Source organism: Pedobacter sp. AC190, assembly GCF_979258025.1.
Genome location: NZ_OZ409824.1, coordinates 4,019,637 through 4,034,570 on the forward strand (window position 1 = coordinate 4,019,637; position 14,934 = coordinate 4,034,570).

Consider the following 14,934-nt stretch of genomic DNA (forward strand, 5'->3'; position numbering starts at 1 on the left):
ATACCTCTTAAACGGCTTTACAATTAGGGGGATTATCTTTATCTAATTCTATTATAAGCTCTTTGAATTTCTTTGTTTTTGCCTTTACAATAAAACTTCCATAAATTAAACTATCGGGAATACCGAAACGAAATAGCCCAGCTGAATCACTTACTGTACTCATAATATTGCCGCTACCTAACTCTGCTGGAAATAAGGTAATCTCGGCGTCCTGAATAAATCGCTGTTTTTCATCTACGACTTTACCCGACAATTCTGCCAGATGATTGGTGTTAGTTTTACTTTCCGATTTAGGGTTGCTAAACAATGGGCGCTCCCAATTTTTAGAAAGTAATATATTATCTAATTCGACAGGTTTAGATAAATAATAATTTGCATAATCTATTCCATTTTCGAAATCGGCATTTAAAAGCAGATTGCCGTAAATTGTACTTTCATTCTTTTCAATAAAAGGAACTACATCTGCGTTAGTTACAGAAATTGAAAAACTGCCAATTAAAGGTTTACCAAGCCAATTTTTAACATCTAAATTAACTGTAACATTTTCTTTCTTTTTGTAAATTGGTGCTAAATCATTGAGGGTTAAAATACCACTTTCCTTAACGGGATTAAATGCCATCTTTTGATCAATAATCAAATCGTTTGCATTTAACAAAGAAAAATTAATTATACCATCAGGCATCTTATTTTTAGGAATGGTTAGATGAATTTCTTGTTCAGTCATTTTTGTTTTAAATATGAATAAGGGCTTCCCATTGGATAAAGGAACAAGGGTTACCTCTTCCTTATTTAATAGCTCAGTATCCGTAGAAATAGTTAAATACAGACTATCCAATTTCGTATTGTCCAAATTAAGTTTATATCCAGCATCGTTTTTTAATGAATCAAATGAAGGTTTATAATCAATGGATTGTCTGTAAGCTATTGAATTATTTTCTGATAATTCATCAGCAATACAAACCAACTTATTAAACAAGAATTTACCTCCACTATTCTTCATCGATGAGGTATAAGCTCTGAGTCGATAGAGGCCAGAAGGAAATTGATCTGATAAAGGAATATCTCCCATCGAAAAGCCAAAATTTATTGGAAACTGCAAGCTTTTACAAATAGAATCTTTTGTATTTATTAATTCAGCGTACAAAAAAACGCTTCTTTCGCTTGGTTTATGATCAACAGCATTAACAGCATAAGCTTGGAACCAAATAGTATCAGTTGGTCGATAGATTTGTTTGTCTAAATGAAGATGAAGTTTCTCCTGGGGGGAATTATTAAGGTAATCATTAATCTTTTTAACAAAAGGTTGATGTTGATTTGTTGACTGTCCGAACGATTGTATAAAACAAAGCATTAAACCGATGATCAAACAATTTCTAATCATTTGTTGATAAAATTTGGTTAGAGAGATTCGTTAATTATTTAACCTTAAGTAAAATGAGGATTAGATTAATCTAAAATATGAAATTAATCCCAAACTTATTACTAAATAAAAAAGCCTGTTTCGGTTATCGAAACAGGCTTAACAATTAAACTTTTAATAGAGCGGGTTTTTCATGGTAAGTTCGCCATAATAACTCACCAAATAAAGTATTAGACCACGCAAACCAAGCTCTTGTAAACTTGGCAGGGTCGTTTTTATCGAAAGATTCGTGCATAAAGCCCTTACCTGCATGCGTTTTCTGTAAAGTATTTATACACATCTTTATTTCTTTATCATCGGTAGAAGTTAAAGCCCTCATGGTAATACTCATTGGCCAAATCATATCCTGGCCAGCATGTGGACCGCCTATTCCCTCAGCTGCTGTACCTTTAAAGAAATATGGATTATCAAGCGAAAGTGCAAATTTTCGAGTATTTTGATAAATGGGGTCGTCTAGTTTTACCGAACCTAAATATGGTAACGCCAATAAACTTGGTACATTCGAATCATCCATCAAATAAGAACTACCAAATCCATCTACCTCGAAAGCGTAAATTTTGCCATATTTCGGGTGGTTAACTATCGCGTGTTTTTGAATCGCTGCATTAACTTCATCAGCTAAATTTAATAAACTACTTTCTAAAGTAGAATCAGGTTGTAAAGCCTTTATCATTTCTGCCGCTTGTTTTAAACTCGTTACTGCAAAGAAGTTCGACGGAATTAAAAAAGGAAATATGGTTGCATCATCACTAGGTCGAAATGCCGAACAAATTAAACCTACTGGATTTACTGGAAAACCATAACCCGCCATTGGTAAACTATCGGTCGGATGGGCTGTTTCTCGTTGAAAATGATATGGTCCTTTAGTTGTTTTACGTTGTTGCTCTTTAAATGTTTTCAAAGTAGCCTCAATTCCTTTTTTCCAATCGGCATCAAACGGTGTTTTATCGCTTGTTTTTTTCCAGTAATGATAAGCCAAACGGATTGGATAACATAAAGAATCTATCTCCCACTTACGCTCGTGTATGCCAGGTTGCATTGTAGTTTTATCTGTTTTCCACTCACCTACTTTTTCTGGATCGCCGTAAAAAGCATTTGCATATGGGTCTTTTAAAACACATTTGGTTTGATGAATAATAACACCAGCAATTAATTTTTTCAATGGAATATCTTCATTCACAAATTGCAAATACGGCCAAACTTGTGCAGAACTATCACGTAACCACATGGCATCAATATCTCCAGTTATTACATAAGTATCTGGGCGGCCATTTTTTTCGGAGTGATAAACTGTGGTATCCAACGTGTTTGGAAAACAATTTTCGAAAAGCCAGCTTAATTCAGGGTTTTTAACATTGGCTTGAAAGGTTTTAATTGCTTCATCAACAGCCTTACTTTTAAAGTGTCTTTTACCTTCTACAACCCTTACAATCGGAAATTCAGGTGCTAAATTTGCAGCAAAAGAAAATTTTGAAGCTACAACACCTGCACCTAAAAGGCTCGTGTTTTGTATAAAAGTTCTTCTTTTCATAATTATTTTGTGTGTTATATTTAGTTCTGGTTAACATTCACTCTAATCAGATATAATTATATAAACAAATTAAATTCTAACCGTCATTAATATTAAGACGGTTTCATCTGGTTAGTGCTAAAACAAATATATATTAAAATATGCTGAACTTCAAAATCAAAAACATCAATTATGGCATTCCTAAATCGTTTTTCTTATTTGGTATTGAATTTACACATAAAACCCATTTACAAATGAATAGACTGTGAAAGATTTAGAAAAACAATAAGCACTACTGGCTTTTATTCTATTTTTACCCAGCCTAAATAGATTTAAATATCAACATCTGATAAAGCCCCATTGTTTACAGGGTAATGATAATTTTGGATGGAGATCAGCGAGTATTATAGTGGAGTTACATAGTATTGAAATACTTCTTTAAACTACATGACTTGGGTTAAAAACTTCATCGTTTAAGCGTATTGTAGGTTTACCAGCTTACATAAATAAGATGATTATTCCAGGGTAATTTAATCGTCGATAGTCCCCAGGGTAATCGGCCAAGCAAAACATCAAAGCCTTTTTTTTCTACATTTAACGACCAATCATTTTCTTTTTTATTTAAGCTTCCATTTCTAACTAAAAAAGTATCCGTCAATCCTTGAGCGGAAGATGTCTTCAAATCGACCCAATTCTCAAGAACAGCCGTTTTAAGATCATTAACCTCTGCCATCTCTTTTTCAGAGAAATTAATTGAACTAATATCGATTACTTCTTCTGGCTTAACACTGCAAATAATCTTATTTAACAATAACTGACTTTCATCTTTAGGTAATTGATCGTAAACTAAATAGTGTAAATAAACAACCGCTTTCTGTCTGGTTAAATTATCTTTAAAATTATTCTCATTTAACCATTCGAGATGAGAAAACAAATTTTTAAAGAATGGCCACAATAAAACCAAACCTGCATTGTTGATGGTTGTTGAGCGAGTTGGAACTTTGTTTTTCAGAAGCTTAACCTTCTCTTTTGTTTTAATCGGGCGGTTTTGTACAAGCAACCGATTAGAAATCGCAGTAAGGCTAACTAACAATATTTTTTCATTTTTTTTCCCGCTTACTTTTTCGATTATATCTTTTAATATTAAACTAACAGATAATGAAACTTTACTTTGCCCCTCACAAATTTTTATTAACCAGTTTTCAAACGCTGTATCTTTTAAAGGAACTTCAGCGGAGATTAACTGATTTAGCCAACCTTCTACTAAAATTTGAAAGTCGATTGGCTTAAGGAAAGCAATGAAATGCTTTAAAAGTTTATCACTTAAATTAAATCTGTTATATAAATAGAAAAAATCTGTTATGGTAATAAGTTTCTCTAACCTTTTTATTACACAAGCATCAGGTTTTAAAGATTGTATAAATTGCAGAAACAACTCATAATCATCGATAAAAAGATTGTATAAAATTTTTTCTGGTTTAAAACTAGAAGATGGTGATATCCACAATGGATTCGAGCCCGTTTGGCAATGGTAAGATAGCGCTTCATAATCATTTATGCGACTCTCTACCCGATCACTTAAACGATGATGGTTTCTAATCGTTTTTTTTGAAAACCTCCCTGCATTTTTAAACAAATTAAGTTCATCTTGGCCCAAAGGAAAAACAGCATTTAACTGAGGTAAGTTATGTTCAATTAATTGATTAAATGACGTTACCATAATTTTTTATTTTATAGTTGCTGTAAGTCTACTTAAAGAAATATGGCCTGAGCCAAACTTTGAATTCACATTATAGAATTGATAATCATAGTCTTATAAGATTAATTCAACTTTCAGCATAGTTATGATTTACATAAACCTAAATATTAAATTTTCAGAGTTATTAACAAATAAAAAAAAGTTATCAACCTGCTGTAAATTAAATAAACCCATGTTATAATACATAAATCACGGTTTTTAAACTTTTATTAATCAACTAAAAATCAAGTTGTTAACATTCGTTCTTTACTCCTTATGGGAATAAATTCTTGTTGTTTATCATTTAGAAAAATGGTTGTATTTTTTAGCAGTTAAAAAGCGTTACAATAATTTAAAAAATTGTAACTTTAAAAATACAACACGAAAAATATTTTGCAATATGTTCTTAGTCAGTTTATTAAAATCTGTTTAACTAACAATTTTCTAAAACTGAGAATAAAAACCGAATATTAAACCATACCTACAAAGTAAGATTATTTTTATAATGATTCATTTTAAGGATAGTACTCTTCAGGCATTAGAATTTATCAGACAGGCTGTAATGGAACTGCCTTCTGTAACTGAAAAAATTTGCTTTGAAACGCCCGCTTTTTATGCAAATAAGAAGATATTCGCTCGAATAAAAGAAGATGGTGAAAGTTTGGTTTTATACAATGAAGAAAGAAATCTTTGGATAAATAAAGACCCAAAAACTTTTTTTATAACACCACATTACGAAAATTATAAATACATGCTCATTAATTTAGAACGAGTAGAGCCCGAAGAACTCAAACAGCTTCTAAAATTGGCATGGCAGCAACGTGCTCCCAAATCAGCTGTCAAGCAAATGAATTTGTAATACAGCAATCTTAAATCCCTACAAACCTTTAAAAATGAACCCTAACCAAACTACTCTATCAAGGCGTATTCTATCTATTGATATTTTGCGTGGATTAGTTATGATAATTATGGCTTTAGACCATACTCGCGACTTTTTTCATATTGAAGCCATGACTAGCGATCCGCTAAATCCAGACACGACCACAGCTTTTTTGTTTTTTACTCGTTGGATAACCCATTTCTGTGCACCAAGTTTTGTATTTCTTTCAGGGCTATCAGCATATCTTTCGGCACAAAATAAAACGCCAGCAAAAGCAAGTTCGTTTCTACTAAAAAGAGGTTTATGGCTTATAATAGTTGAGGTTGTGATTATTACATTTGGTTTAACTTTCAACCCACAATACAATTTTGTAATCCTTCAGGTTATATGGGCCATAGGTTTTAGCATGATTCTTTTAGCTTTATTTAGCAGAATTTCTTATAAGCTAGTTTTGGTAATTGGATTACTTTTAGTACTTGGCCACAATATATTCGATCTCTTTCCTACCCCAAAAGATGAAAATGTAGGTTTAATTTTAAAGATATTTTTTACTGCTTTTGGTACTGTCGTGCCGCTAGGAAACAATCACTTCATAGGCGTGTTTTATGCAATCTTACCATGGACAGGCATTATGTTTTTAGGTTATGCTGCTGGGAAATGGTTTAATGTGGATTATAGTCCAGTTAAGCGTCATCGTAATCTTCTAAATTTTGGTGCATTGGCTTTAGTTCTTTTTGTTGCTTTGCGCTTACTTCGTTTCTACGGCGATCCTGTACCATTGAAAGAATATCATGATGTTTTCAAGAATTTGCTTTCGTTTTTAAACGTTAGCAAGTATCCACCATCATTAGAATATACTTGTATTACCATTGGAGTTGCTTCGCTTATACTTTCTGTTACAGAGAATGTGCAAAACAAGGTAAGTAGAGTATTGTCGGTTTATGGCAGTGTTCCTTTTCTCTATTACGTGCTCCATTTCTATCTTCTGCATTTCATTTTAGTATTACTCTTCTTTTTAGAAGAAAATACAACACAGCAAATCGTCCAGATTCCCTTTTACTTCAGACCACCAACTTTTGGCTACAATTTATGGATCGTCTATTTAATATGGATATTTGTTGTAGCAGCCCTTTATTATCCATGCAAGTGGTTTAAAAAGTATAAAGCAACACATAAAAATTGGTGGTTAAGCTATGTTTAACAATGGTTTTAAAGTGTTCATTACAAGTTTAACTAAGCTTGCAAACTGCTTTTAACATTACCTTCTGTACCTTCTCCAAACTAAAAACCATTTTTTATTTATTGGATAGGTTCGGTGGGATGTTCTGTTGTTAAAGAAAATGGCAACCAGTAAAAGTATAAATGCGCCAGATAAAACTGGGCTAAAAACATATAGATAACCTAAAGATTGAATTTTGGCAGAACCTATATTTGCAATTAAAGCCGTTGCACCACCAGGAGGATGCAAAGTTTTAGTAATCTGCATGATAACAATAGATAAGGAAACCGAAAGTGCAGAAGATAGCCACACTTCCCCAGGAATTAGCTTATGAATGGTTACGCCAACTAATGCACAAAAAAAATGACCGCCAATTAAATTCCTTGGTTGTGCTAATGGACTATTAATTATTCCATAGATTAAAACTGACGAAGCCCCGAACGAACCTATTAAAAAAAGATTATCATAGGCGGTAAAATATTTAGAATTAAGCAATCCAATTAAAGCAATTCCACAAAATGATCCCAAAAAAGTCCATAAGTGTTCTTTTTTATCAATAAGTGTTTCTTTATAAACAATATACCTCGCGGTTCTTAAATGTCTTTTTATTCTTTTCCTCATAATTAACAGGCGCTAAATTAAAAATAGTTTTGCCTTGTAGGATACAAAAATTAGAGATAAGCATTTTAAATTTATTCGAAATCTTTTCACAAAAAAATAATCTTTAAAAAACAAAAAACCGCCAGCATTTTTTGCCGACGGTTTGTTTGTACTTGGGATGTGTTTATTATTTATTTTTTCGGTTTGGCCGACATATAGAAAGTTAACTTACCTCCATTCGTTATATCAGCATGTTTTATTTGATGATTGGTAATTTCTTTTCCATTTAATACAACTTTTTGAACGTAAATGTTTTTATCGCTTTGCTTAATTGCCTCAACAGTGAAAGTTTTGCCATTCTCTAAGTTTAGAACAGCACTGTTAACAGAAGGACTTCCTAATGAATAGATATCAGAACCTGGAGAAACGGGATAAAAACCTAATGAAGAAAACATATACCAGGCACTCATTTGTCCACAGTCATCGTTTCCGCCTAAACCATCAGCAGTAGGTTTGTATTGCATATTCAAAATATGGCGAACCTGAGCCTGCGTTTTCCAGGGCTGATCCGTCCAATTATAAAGATAAGCAATATGATGTGCAGGTTCATTTCCATGCACATAACCACCAATTATACCTTCACGAGTAATATCTTCTGTATGAGCAAAAAATTCATCAGGCAAATGCATGGTAAATAAAGTATCTAAACGTGCCGTAAACTTAGCTTTCCCGCCCATTGCTTCGATAAGTGAAGCTGGATCATGAGGGACAAAAAAGCTATAGTTCCAACTATTTCCTTCAATAAATCCCTGTCCTTCTGTATCTTTTGGATCAAATTCTTTTTTAAAATTACCATCAGCTAGTTTGGGGCGCATAAAACCTGAAGCTTTATCCCAGTTATTTCTCCAATTGTTAGAGCGCTTAATGAACTCGTTGTAAACATCTGTACGATTCAATTTTTTAGCCAGTTGCGCAATTGCCCAATCATCATAAGAATACTCCAGGTTGTTTGAAACAGAAACACCACTTTTATCAGCAGGAATATAACCTAAATCCATGTAATAGCCTATCCCCTCATAATCACGATGTTTTGCGGTTGCAATACAAGCGTCCAACGCTTTGTTCGGATCGCCATTATAGGTACCTTTTATAATTGCATCGGCAATAACCGAAACACTGTGGTAACCACTCATACACCAGTTATCGTTTGCATAATGCGACCAAATGGGCAGCATATGTAAACTGCTTTGATCGTAATGCGCCATCATCGATTTAACCATATCATTACTTCTGCCTGGTTGCATAATATTAAAGAAAGGGTGTAAAGCCCGATAAGTATCCCACAAAGAAAAAGTAGTATAATTGGTAAAACCATCTGCTTTATGGATCCCTTGATCTAAACCTTTATATTCTCCATTAACATCGGTATAAGTTGTTGGATTAATGAAAGCATGGTAAAGGGCAGTATAAAAATTTATTTTATTATCATTTGAAGTCGTTACCTGAATTTTATTTAATTCTTTGTTCCAAACAGATTGTGCTTGCGCTTTTACTTTGTTAAAATCCCATCCTGCAATTTCAGTACGCATATTTTGCAAAGCATTTTCCTGACTTACAGGAGATAAAGCGAACTTAATCTTCACTTTCTCCCCTTCTTGAGTATCAAAATCGAAGTACATTTTCAGTTTCTTTCCTGCAATTTCAGGAAAGTTTTTGTCCTGGTTAAATTTCCCCCAGAAACCTCTGTAAGCCTGTTTTGCATCATAGCTTTTACGTCCGTAGCTTTTAAATGGCTTGGAAAAGCTCATTGCAAAATAAACGGTTCTTGTTCTGGCCCAGCCATTTGTTTGGCGATAACCAGTTACCAAAGTATCATTAACAACGCGAATGTATGTCCATACGTTTTTTTCCTCATAATTATAAATTCCAGCCATCAAATCTAAAATGATATGCGATTGATCTGATTTTGGGAAAGTATATTGGTGCATACCTACTCTTGCTGTAGAAGTTAATTCTGCAGTTATGTTATCATCATCAAGTTTCACTTTGTAATAACCAGCTTCTGCAACTTCATTTTCATGCGAAAAGGCTGAACGGTAACCCGATTTAGGATCGTTTGCGGTACCTGGGTTTAACTGTAATTTACCTTGAGTAGGCATAATTAAAAAATCGCCTAAATCGGAATGGCCCGTACCACTAAAGTGCGTATGGCTAAAACCAGTTATGGTTTTGTCTTCATATTTATATCCCGCACAATATTTGTAAACATCGCCATTATACTTACCATTAACTTCATAAGATAAAGTATCTGTTTCTGGGCTTAATTGCACCGCACCAAAAGGCACTGTTGCCCCAGGGTAAGTGTGGCCCATTTTTGAAGTACCGATTATTGGTTTAACATACTGCACTAAGTTTTGCTGTGCAGATACTGCAAATGCTGAAAGCAAAAGACATGGCAGGATAAATTTTTTAATCATATCAATATAAAATTTAACTTATTTTTTGAAATTTCTAAGGTATTAATTTTAATGTATATCTTTAAAAATTATCATACTAAATCGTTTAACTCACGTAAAAAATACAATCAGCTTTTTACAAGTAGTTGACTCGTATTCAAAAAAATCAACTAAATAAACCTTATTTTTGCACCCAATAGTTTTAAAATGAGCAAACACGGTAGAATTCTGGTAGCCATGAGTGGCGGGGTTGATAGTTCGGTAGCAGCAGTAATGTTACATGAGCAAGGTTATGAAGTAATTGGATTAACCATGAAGACCTGGGATTACGCAACTTCTGGTGGAAGTAGTAAAGAAACTGGCTGTTGCTCATTAGATAGTATTAACGATGCCCGTACGCTAGCTGTAAATTATGGCTTTCCGCATTACATTCTTGATATTAGGGATGAATTTGGAGATTACGTTATCGATAATTTTGTTGATGAGTACCTGGCAGGAAGAACACCAAACCCATGTGTATTATGTAATACACACATAAAGTGGGAAGCTTTATTAAAACGTGCTAATAAACTGGATTGTGAATTTATTGCCACAGGACACTACGCAAACATTCGCCAGCAAGATAGCGGTCGCTATGTAATTTCTAAAGGAAAAGACGAAAACAAAGATCAATCATACGTACTTTGGGGTGTTTCTCAAGAAAATCTTTCCCGTACAAAATTCCCTTTGGGTAGTTTTGCTAAATCTGATATCAGACAAATGGCTTTGGATATGGGACAAGAAGAGCTTGCCAAAAAATCAGAGAGTTATGAAATTTGTTTCGTTCCTGATAATGATTACAGAGCTTTCTTAAAACATAAAGTAGAGGATCTAGAAGATCGAGTTGCAGGTGGTAATTTCATTTTAAGTAATGGAATGGTTGTAGGCCAACATAAAGGTTATCCTTTCTACACAATTGGTCAACGTAAGGGCTTAGGTGTTGCATTTGGCGAACCTATGTTTGTTACCCAAATTTTACCAGAAAGCAATACCGTTGTTTTAGGCAAAGCCGATGAATTAGAACGTCGTGAAGCAATGGTTAGAAATATTAACCTGATAAAATATGCAAGCATTGAAGAACCAATGAATGATGTAATAACTAAAATACGCTACAAAGATGCTGGTATGCTAAGCACAATTGTACAGGAAAAAGATAGAATGCGTGTAGTATTCGACCACAATGTTTCTGCAATTGCTCCAGGTCAATCGGCAGTATTTTACGAAGGCAACGATTTACTAGGCGGTGGCTTCTTGGTTTAAACATCAATCCAAATAAAATTCAATCCCTATCACTAAAAATGTTAGGGATTTTTTTTTGATTAAATTATTTATTTAACCAAAACTCCTTTCAAGAATATTCCTAAAAACTATATCTACTGGTAATTTTTGCTTTACTTTGTCGCATTAAATCGTCCCATTATAATTTTTTCAGTTAGTAACTTAAACATTAATTATATGGAAACATCAACATTCTCAAAGTTTAGCGCCGAATTTCTTGGCACATTAGTATTGGTTTTAATGGGTTGCGGAAGTGCAGTAATTGCAGGTGCAAATGGTACAACAGGCGTTGGCTTGCTAGGAATATCATTCGCGTTTGGCTTATCGGTAGTGGCAATGGCTTATGCAATTGGGCACATTTCAGGTTGCCACATCAATCCCGCCATTTCCATCGGCATGGTTGTAGCAGGTAGAATGAAAGCTAGTGATGCTGCATATTATATTGTTGCCCAGATTTTAGGCGCAATTGCAGGTGCAGGATTATTGTATCTTATTGTAAGTAACCATCCTGGTTTTGAAATGAAACCTTGGGCATTAGGTTCAAATGGATGGGGTACTGGTTATCTAGGTGAGTACAATTCAACTGCCGCATTTGTAGCTGAAGCTGCATTTACGTTTATCTTTCTGCTGGTTATTTTTGGTGCAACTTCAACAAAAAATATCAACGGCGGTTTTGCAGGTTTAGCAATTGGCCTAAGCTTAGTGCTTATTCATATCGTTGGTATTCAGGTTACTGGCGTTTCTGTTAATCCAGCTCGTAGTATTGGCCCTGCTGTATTAGCAGGTGGCGAAGCTTTAAAACAAGTTTGGATGTTTATTTTGGCACCAATTGTTGGTGCAATTTTAAGCGCCTTAGTTTGGAAAGCTGTTTTAGAAAAAAACTAGTTTAAAGATTTATAAGGGATAATGCAGGATGGATAACCAGCTTTAAAAAATCTTCTCTAAAAGTAAAAAAGGTAAAATGAACTGGAAATAAATTCAGATCACTTTACCTTTTTTTATCTTGAGAAACTGTAAGAGAAAAACATTCCATTTTCCATCTCACATACTCCATACTTTTATAAATTCTTTACAATTGCCTCATCCATAGGCTTAGTTTTAGAACGGAAACGGTGCACCAACTCTCCTTTTTCGTTAATTAAGAATTTTTCAAAATTCCATTTAATATCGCCCTGTTCTTCAGTATTTGTTTGCGCAGTTAAATATTTAAATAGTGGCGTAATATCATCTCCTTTTACGCTGCTTTTTTCAGCCAATAAAAACGATACATTATACTTTCCAGTACAAAACTCTTTAATTTCGGCATTAGTAGAAAATTCTTGTCCACCGAAATTGCCGGCTGGAAAACCAATTAGCACTACTTTTTTACCATATTCTTTCTGAAGTTTTTCCAAGTCTTCGTATTGAGGTGTGTACCCACATTTAGAAGCGGTATTAACTATCATAATTTTTTTGCCTTTAAATTTCGATAGTTTGATCACTTTACCATCAATAGTTTTAAAGCTGAAATCGTAAACATTTTTTGGTGGGTTTGGAACCAAAAAGTTTAATAGGATTAGAATTGTGCTTATCATCTTTATTTTAAATTTATATACGAATATAGGTACAAATAGTTTTTGTTAGCGTAAAGTTCATGTAAAATGTAAGATGCAGGAGGAGTACAATCAATAACTCGAACTAAAGACTAATTAATTTCAATATTTAAGCTCTTAAGTTTGGCCTCTCTCACTTAGCAATAATCACTTTATTTTTGTGCCTTATAAGTTTAGGTCTTCGTTAATGAAAAGAATATAACAAACAGCTAAGCTGTCGATTCCTAAAAAAGCTATACACTAAAAACAGTGTATGGAAACAAAAGAAACAGCATTAATTTATTCATCTCGGACCAGTAAACAACAAAAATTTGATAAGCGTCTAATTTCGCATATCGTTAGCCTTGTTGAGCAGGGAGTACCCCGTAAGGATTTAATCCTGGAGTACGGCATGAGTTCAAGATCACTTGAAGCCTGGCTATTTCAACATGGCTATCGTAGTGGAAATAAGTCTTATACAGAATCTGAGCGTCGTTCTGTAGTACGTGCTATAGAGTCCGGTATGAGCTTAAAACAAGCACGTATTTCATTCAATATCAGTAGTGCTTCATTGATAAATCAGTGGATCAAGAGATTTAAGCAGGAAAATTCCGAACTTAGAGATTTCTCATCCTTAGATATGTCAAAGAATCAGCAGACACCAGAAACATCTGAAGCCTTAGAACTCCAAGCCTTGAAAAAGGCTTTGGCAGAGGCTAATCTGAAAATCAGGGCATTGGATACCATGATTGATATTGCAGAAGATCAACTTAAGATAGATATCAGAAAAAAGTCTGGTGCCAGGCAGTCATCAAAATGAAACAGGACTTTCCCAAATTAGGGATCAAGTTACTGTGCAGACTGTTTGGCAAGACAAGACATGCTTATTACGATCATCAGTGGAGAATACAAGACCTGGGCTTGAAAGATGATATTGTGTTGCAGCATGTATTCGATATCCGTAAGAAACAAAACAGAATAGGCACCCTAAAATTACACTACATGCTACAGCAACCCTTGGAGAAACATGGTATTAAAATCGGAAGGGACTACCTTTTTAACCTAATGCGGGAACATGGCTTGCACATCAGGAACCGAAAAAGAAAAGTAGTGACCACCAATTCAAGGCATTGGATGCATAAATACAACAATCTAATTAAAATACTGGTAGTTAACGGGCCTGAGCAGGTATGGGTAAGTGATATCACTTATATCCAGCTTAGAAAGCAATGGGGATACCTGAGCCTGATCACGGACGCCTATTCGAAGAAGATCATGGGCTGGGCTTTCAGGAAAGATCTGTCTGCACAGGGCTGCATAGATGCCCTGCGAATGGCTATAGCTGATCGAAAATATCCTCAGAACAAACTGATTCATCATTCTGACAGAGGATCGCAATATTGTAGTAAAAGCTATGTAGAGATACTTACAGATGGAAATATTGCTGTAAGCATGACTGAAAATGGAGATCCGTATGAGAATGCCATAGCGGAGCGGGTAAATGGCATACTAAAAGCAGAGTTTGACTTATATGGAGCACAAACAGGGCTAAGGGAAACCACGAGAAAGATCAGAGACAATATCCAGGTATATAATCAGATAAGACCACATGCCAGCTGTGACTATCTTACACCTGAACAAGCCCACCTTAAACAGGGAGAACTGAAAAAAAGGTGGAAGCCTAAAAAATATAAATCAGATCAAAACACAAATGTATAGTTCACACAGAATTACCAAATTTGGATGTATAGTCAATTCAAAATTAAATCAATAACCTGTATAGCTATAGAAGGATAAGACAAGCAGTTAATAACTAAATCTGGTCTTGTTCGTGTCTTGTTCGTCTCTCGTTCGTCTCTTGTTCGGCAAGCTGCAATTAATATATGGATGAAATACGATCGAAAGATGTGTGAATTGTAACGTAGTTATAGCTTAATAAACTCTTTACCTTTTATATAACAGCTGCAATGTAAGCCCAAATAGAATTTAGGATCAGAAATTTAAGAAACGACACTAGATATTTGAACTAGAGAATAAAGCTATTGAAGCTAAAAGTGACTGGAATTGTATTCTACAATATATACCTAAAACTAAGTATTGTAGCCTCGTAATTTCCTAAAATTTGAGTGCAATCATTTAAAAAATTAATAAGAAAAATGTATAAAATTCATCTCAGGTTTGGATTTATGCTTTAATTATAGCTTTATTTGCACAAAAACGTAT

The 14,934-nt window shown here is 34.2% G+C and carries 12 protein-coding genes; 6 read left to right on the forward strand and 6 right to left on the reverse strand.

From position 1 onward, the window contains the following. Window positions 1–7 precede the first annotated feature (7 nt). From ACZZZI_RS17740 to ACZZZI_RS17750, 3 genes are all read right to left on the reverse strand, one after another. Window positions 8–1,381 carry a carboxypeptidase-like regulatory domain-containing protein gene (locus tag ACZZZI_RS17740; RefSeq protein WP_463490373.1) on the reverse strand — a complete coding sequence of 458 codons (1,374 nt, stop codon included), beginning with the start codon at window positions 1,379–1,381 and terminating at the stop codon, window positions 8–10. Window positions 1,382–1,526: 145 nt separating this feature from the next. Then, on the reverse strand, window positions 1,527–2,951 hold the full coding sequence (locus tag ACZZZI_RS17745) for a glycoside hydrolase family 125 protein (RefSeq protein WP_316758843.1): 1,425 nt from the start codon (window positions 2,949–2,951) through the stop codon (window positions 1,527–1,529). Between the two features lie 469 nt (window positions 2,952–3,420). Further along, window positions 3,421–4,650, reverse strand: a complete 1,230-nt coding sequence (locus tag ACZZZI_RS17750) for a contractile injection system tape measure protein (protein WP_463490376.1) — start codon at window positions 4,648–4,650, stop codon at window positions 3,421–3,423. 523 nt (window positions 4,651–5,173) lie between these two features. Between ACZZZI_RS17750 and ACZZZI_RS17755 the strand changes: the two genes are divergently transcribed. Continuing rightward, complete coding sequence (locus ACZZZI_RS17755; protein WP_316758839.1) at window positions 5,174–5,527, forward strand: MmcQ/YjbR family DNA-binding protein; 354 nt, start codon at window positions 5,174–5,176, stop codon at window positions 5,525–5,527. Between the two features lie 34 nt (window positions 5,528–5,561). After that, complete coding sequence (locus ACZZZI_RS17760) at window positions 5,562–6,749, forward strand: DUF1624 domain-containing protein (RefSeq protein ID WP_463490378.1); 1,188 nt, start codon at window positions 5,562–5,564, stop codon at window positions 6,747–6,749. A 57-nt stretch (window positions 6,750–6,806) separates the two neighbouring features. On the opposite strand, the gene ACZZZI_RS17765 is transcribed toward ACZZZI_RS17760, so the two are convergent. Then, a complete protein-coding gene (locus ACZZZI_RS17765; protein ID WP_316758835.1) occupies window positions 6,807–7,388 on the reverse strand; it encodes an HPP family protein in 582 nt (193 codons plus the stop codon). A 170-nt stretch (window positions 7,389–7,558) separates the two neighbouring features. Beyond that, window positions 7,559–9,844 (reverse strand): GH92 family glycosyl hydrolase, encoded by a 2,286-nt coding sequence (locus ACZZZI_RS17770; protein ID WP_463490381.1) that lies wholly within the window; start codon window positions 9,842–9,844, stop codon window positions 7,559–7,561. A gap of 186 nt (window positions 9,845–10,030) precedes the next feature. Between ACZZZI_RS17770 and mnmA the strand changes: the two genes are divergently transcribed. Both mnmA and aqpZ read left to right on the forward strand, forming a co-directional pair. Beyond that, complete coding sequence (mnmA, locus tag ACZZZI_RS17775) at window positions 10,031–11,122, forward strand: tRNA 2-thiouridine(34) synthase MnmA (RefSeq protein WP_316758831.1); 1,092 nt, start codon at window positions 10,031–10,033, stop codon at window positions 11,120–11,122. A 195-nt stretch (window positions 11,123–11,317) separates the two neighbouring features. Then, window positions 11,318–12,025 carry an aquaporin Z gene (gene aqpZ, locus ACZZZI_RS17780; protein WP_463490383.1) on the forward strand — a complete coding sequence of 236 codons (708 nt, stop codon included), beginning with the start codon at window positions 11,318–11,320 and terminating at the stop codon, window positions 12,023–12,025. Between the two features lie 173 nt (window positions 12,026–12,198). Here aqpZ and ACZZZI_RS17785 read toward each other — a convergent pair whose 3' ends face one another. Next, window positions 12,199–12,714, reverse strand: coding sequence for a glutathione peroxidase (locus ACZZZI_RS17785; RefSeq protein WP_463490385.1), 516 nt, complete (start codon window positions 12,712–12,714; stop codon window positions 12,199–12,201). A 271-nt stretch (window positions 12,715–12,985) separates the two neighbouring features. Here ACZZZI_RS17785 and ACZZZI_RS17790 point away from each other — a divergent pair, with 271 nt between their 5' ends. Continuing rightward, on the forward strand, window positions 12,986–13,531 hold the full coding sequence (locus ACZZZI_RS17790; RefSeq protein ID WP_463490387.1) for a transposase: 546 nt from the start codon (window positions 12,986–12,988) through the stop codon (window positions 13,529–13,531). After that, the gene (locus tag ACZZZI_RS17795) at window positions 13,528–14,430 is read left to right on the forward strand and encodes an IS3 family transposase (RefSeq protein ID WP_463490389.1); all 903 of its coding nucleotides are present in this window, start codon (window positions 13,528–13,530) and stop codon (window positions 14,428–14,430) included. Before ACZZZI_RS17790 ends, ACZZZI_RS17795 begins: the two co-directional genes overlap by 4 nt. Window positions 14,431–14,934: the final 504 nt, after the last annotated feature.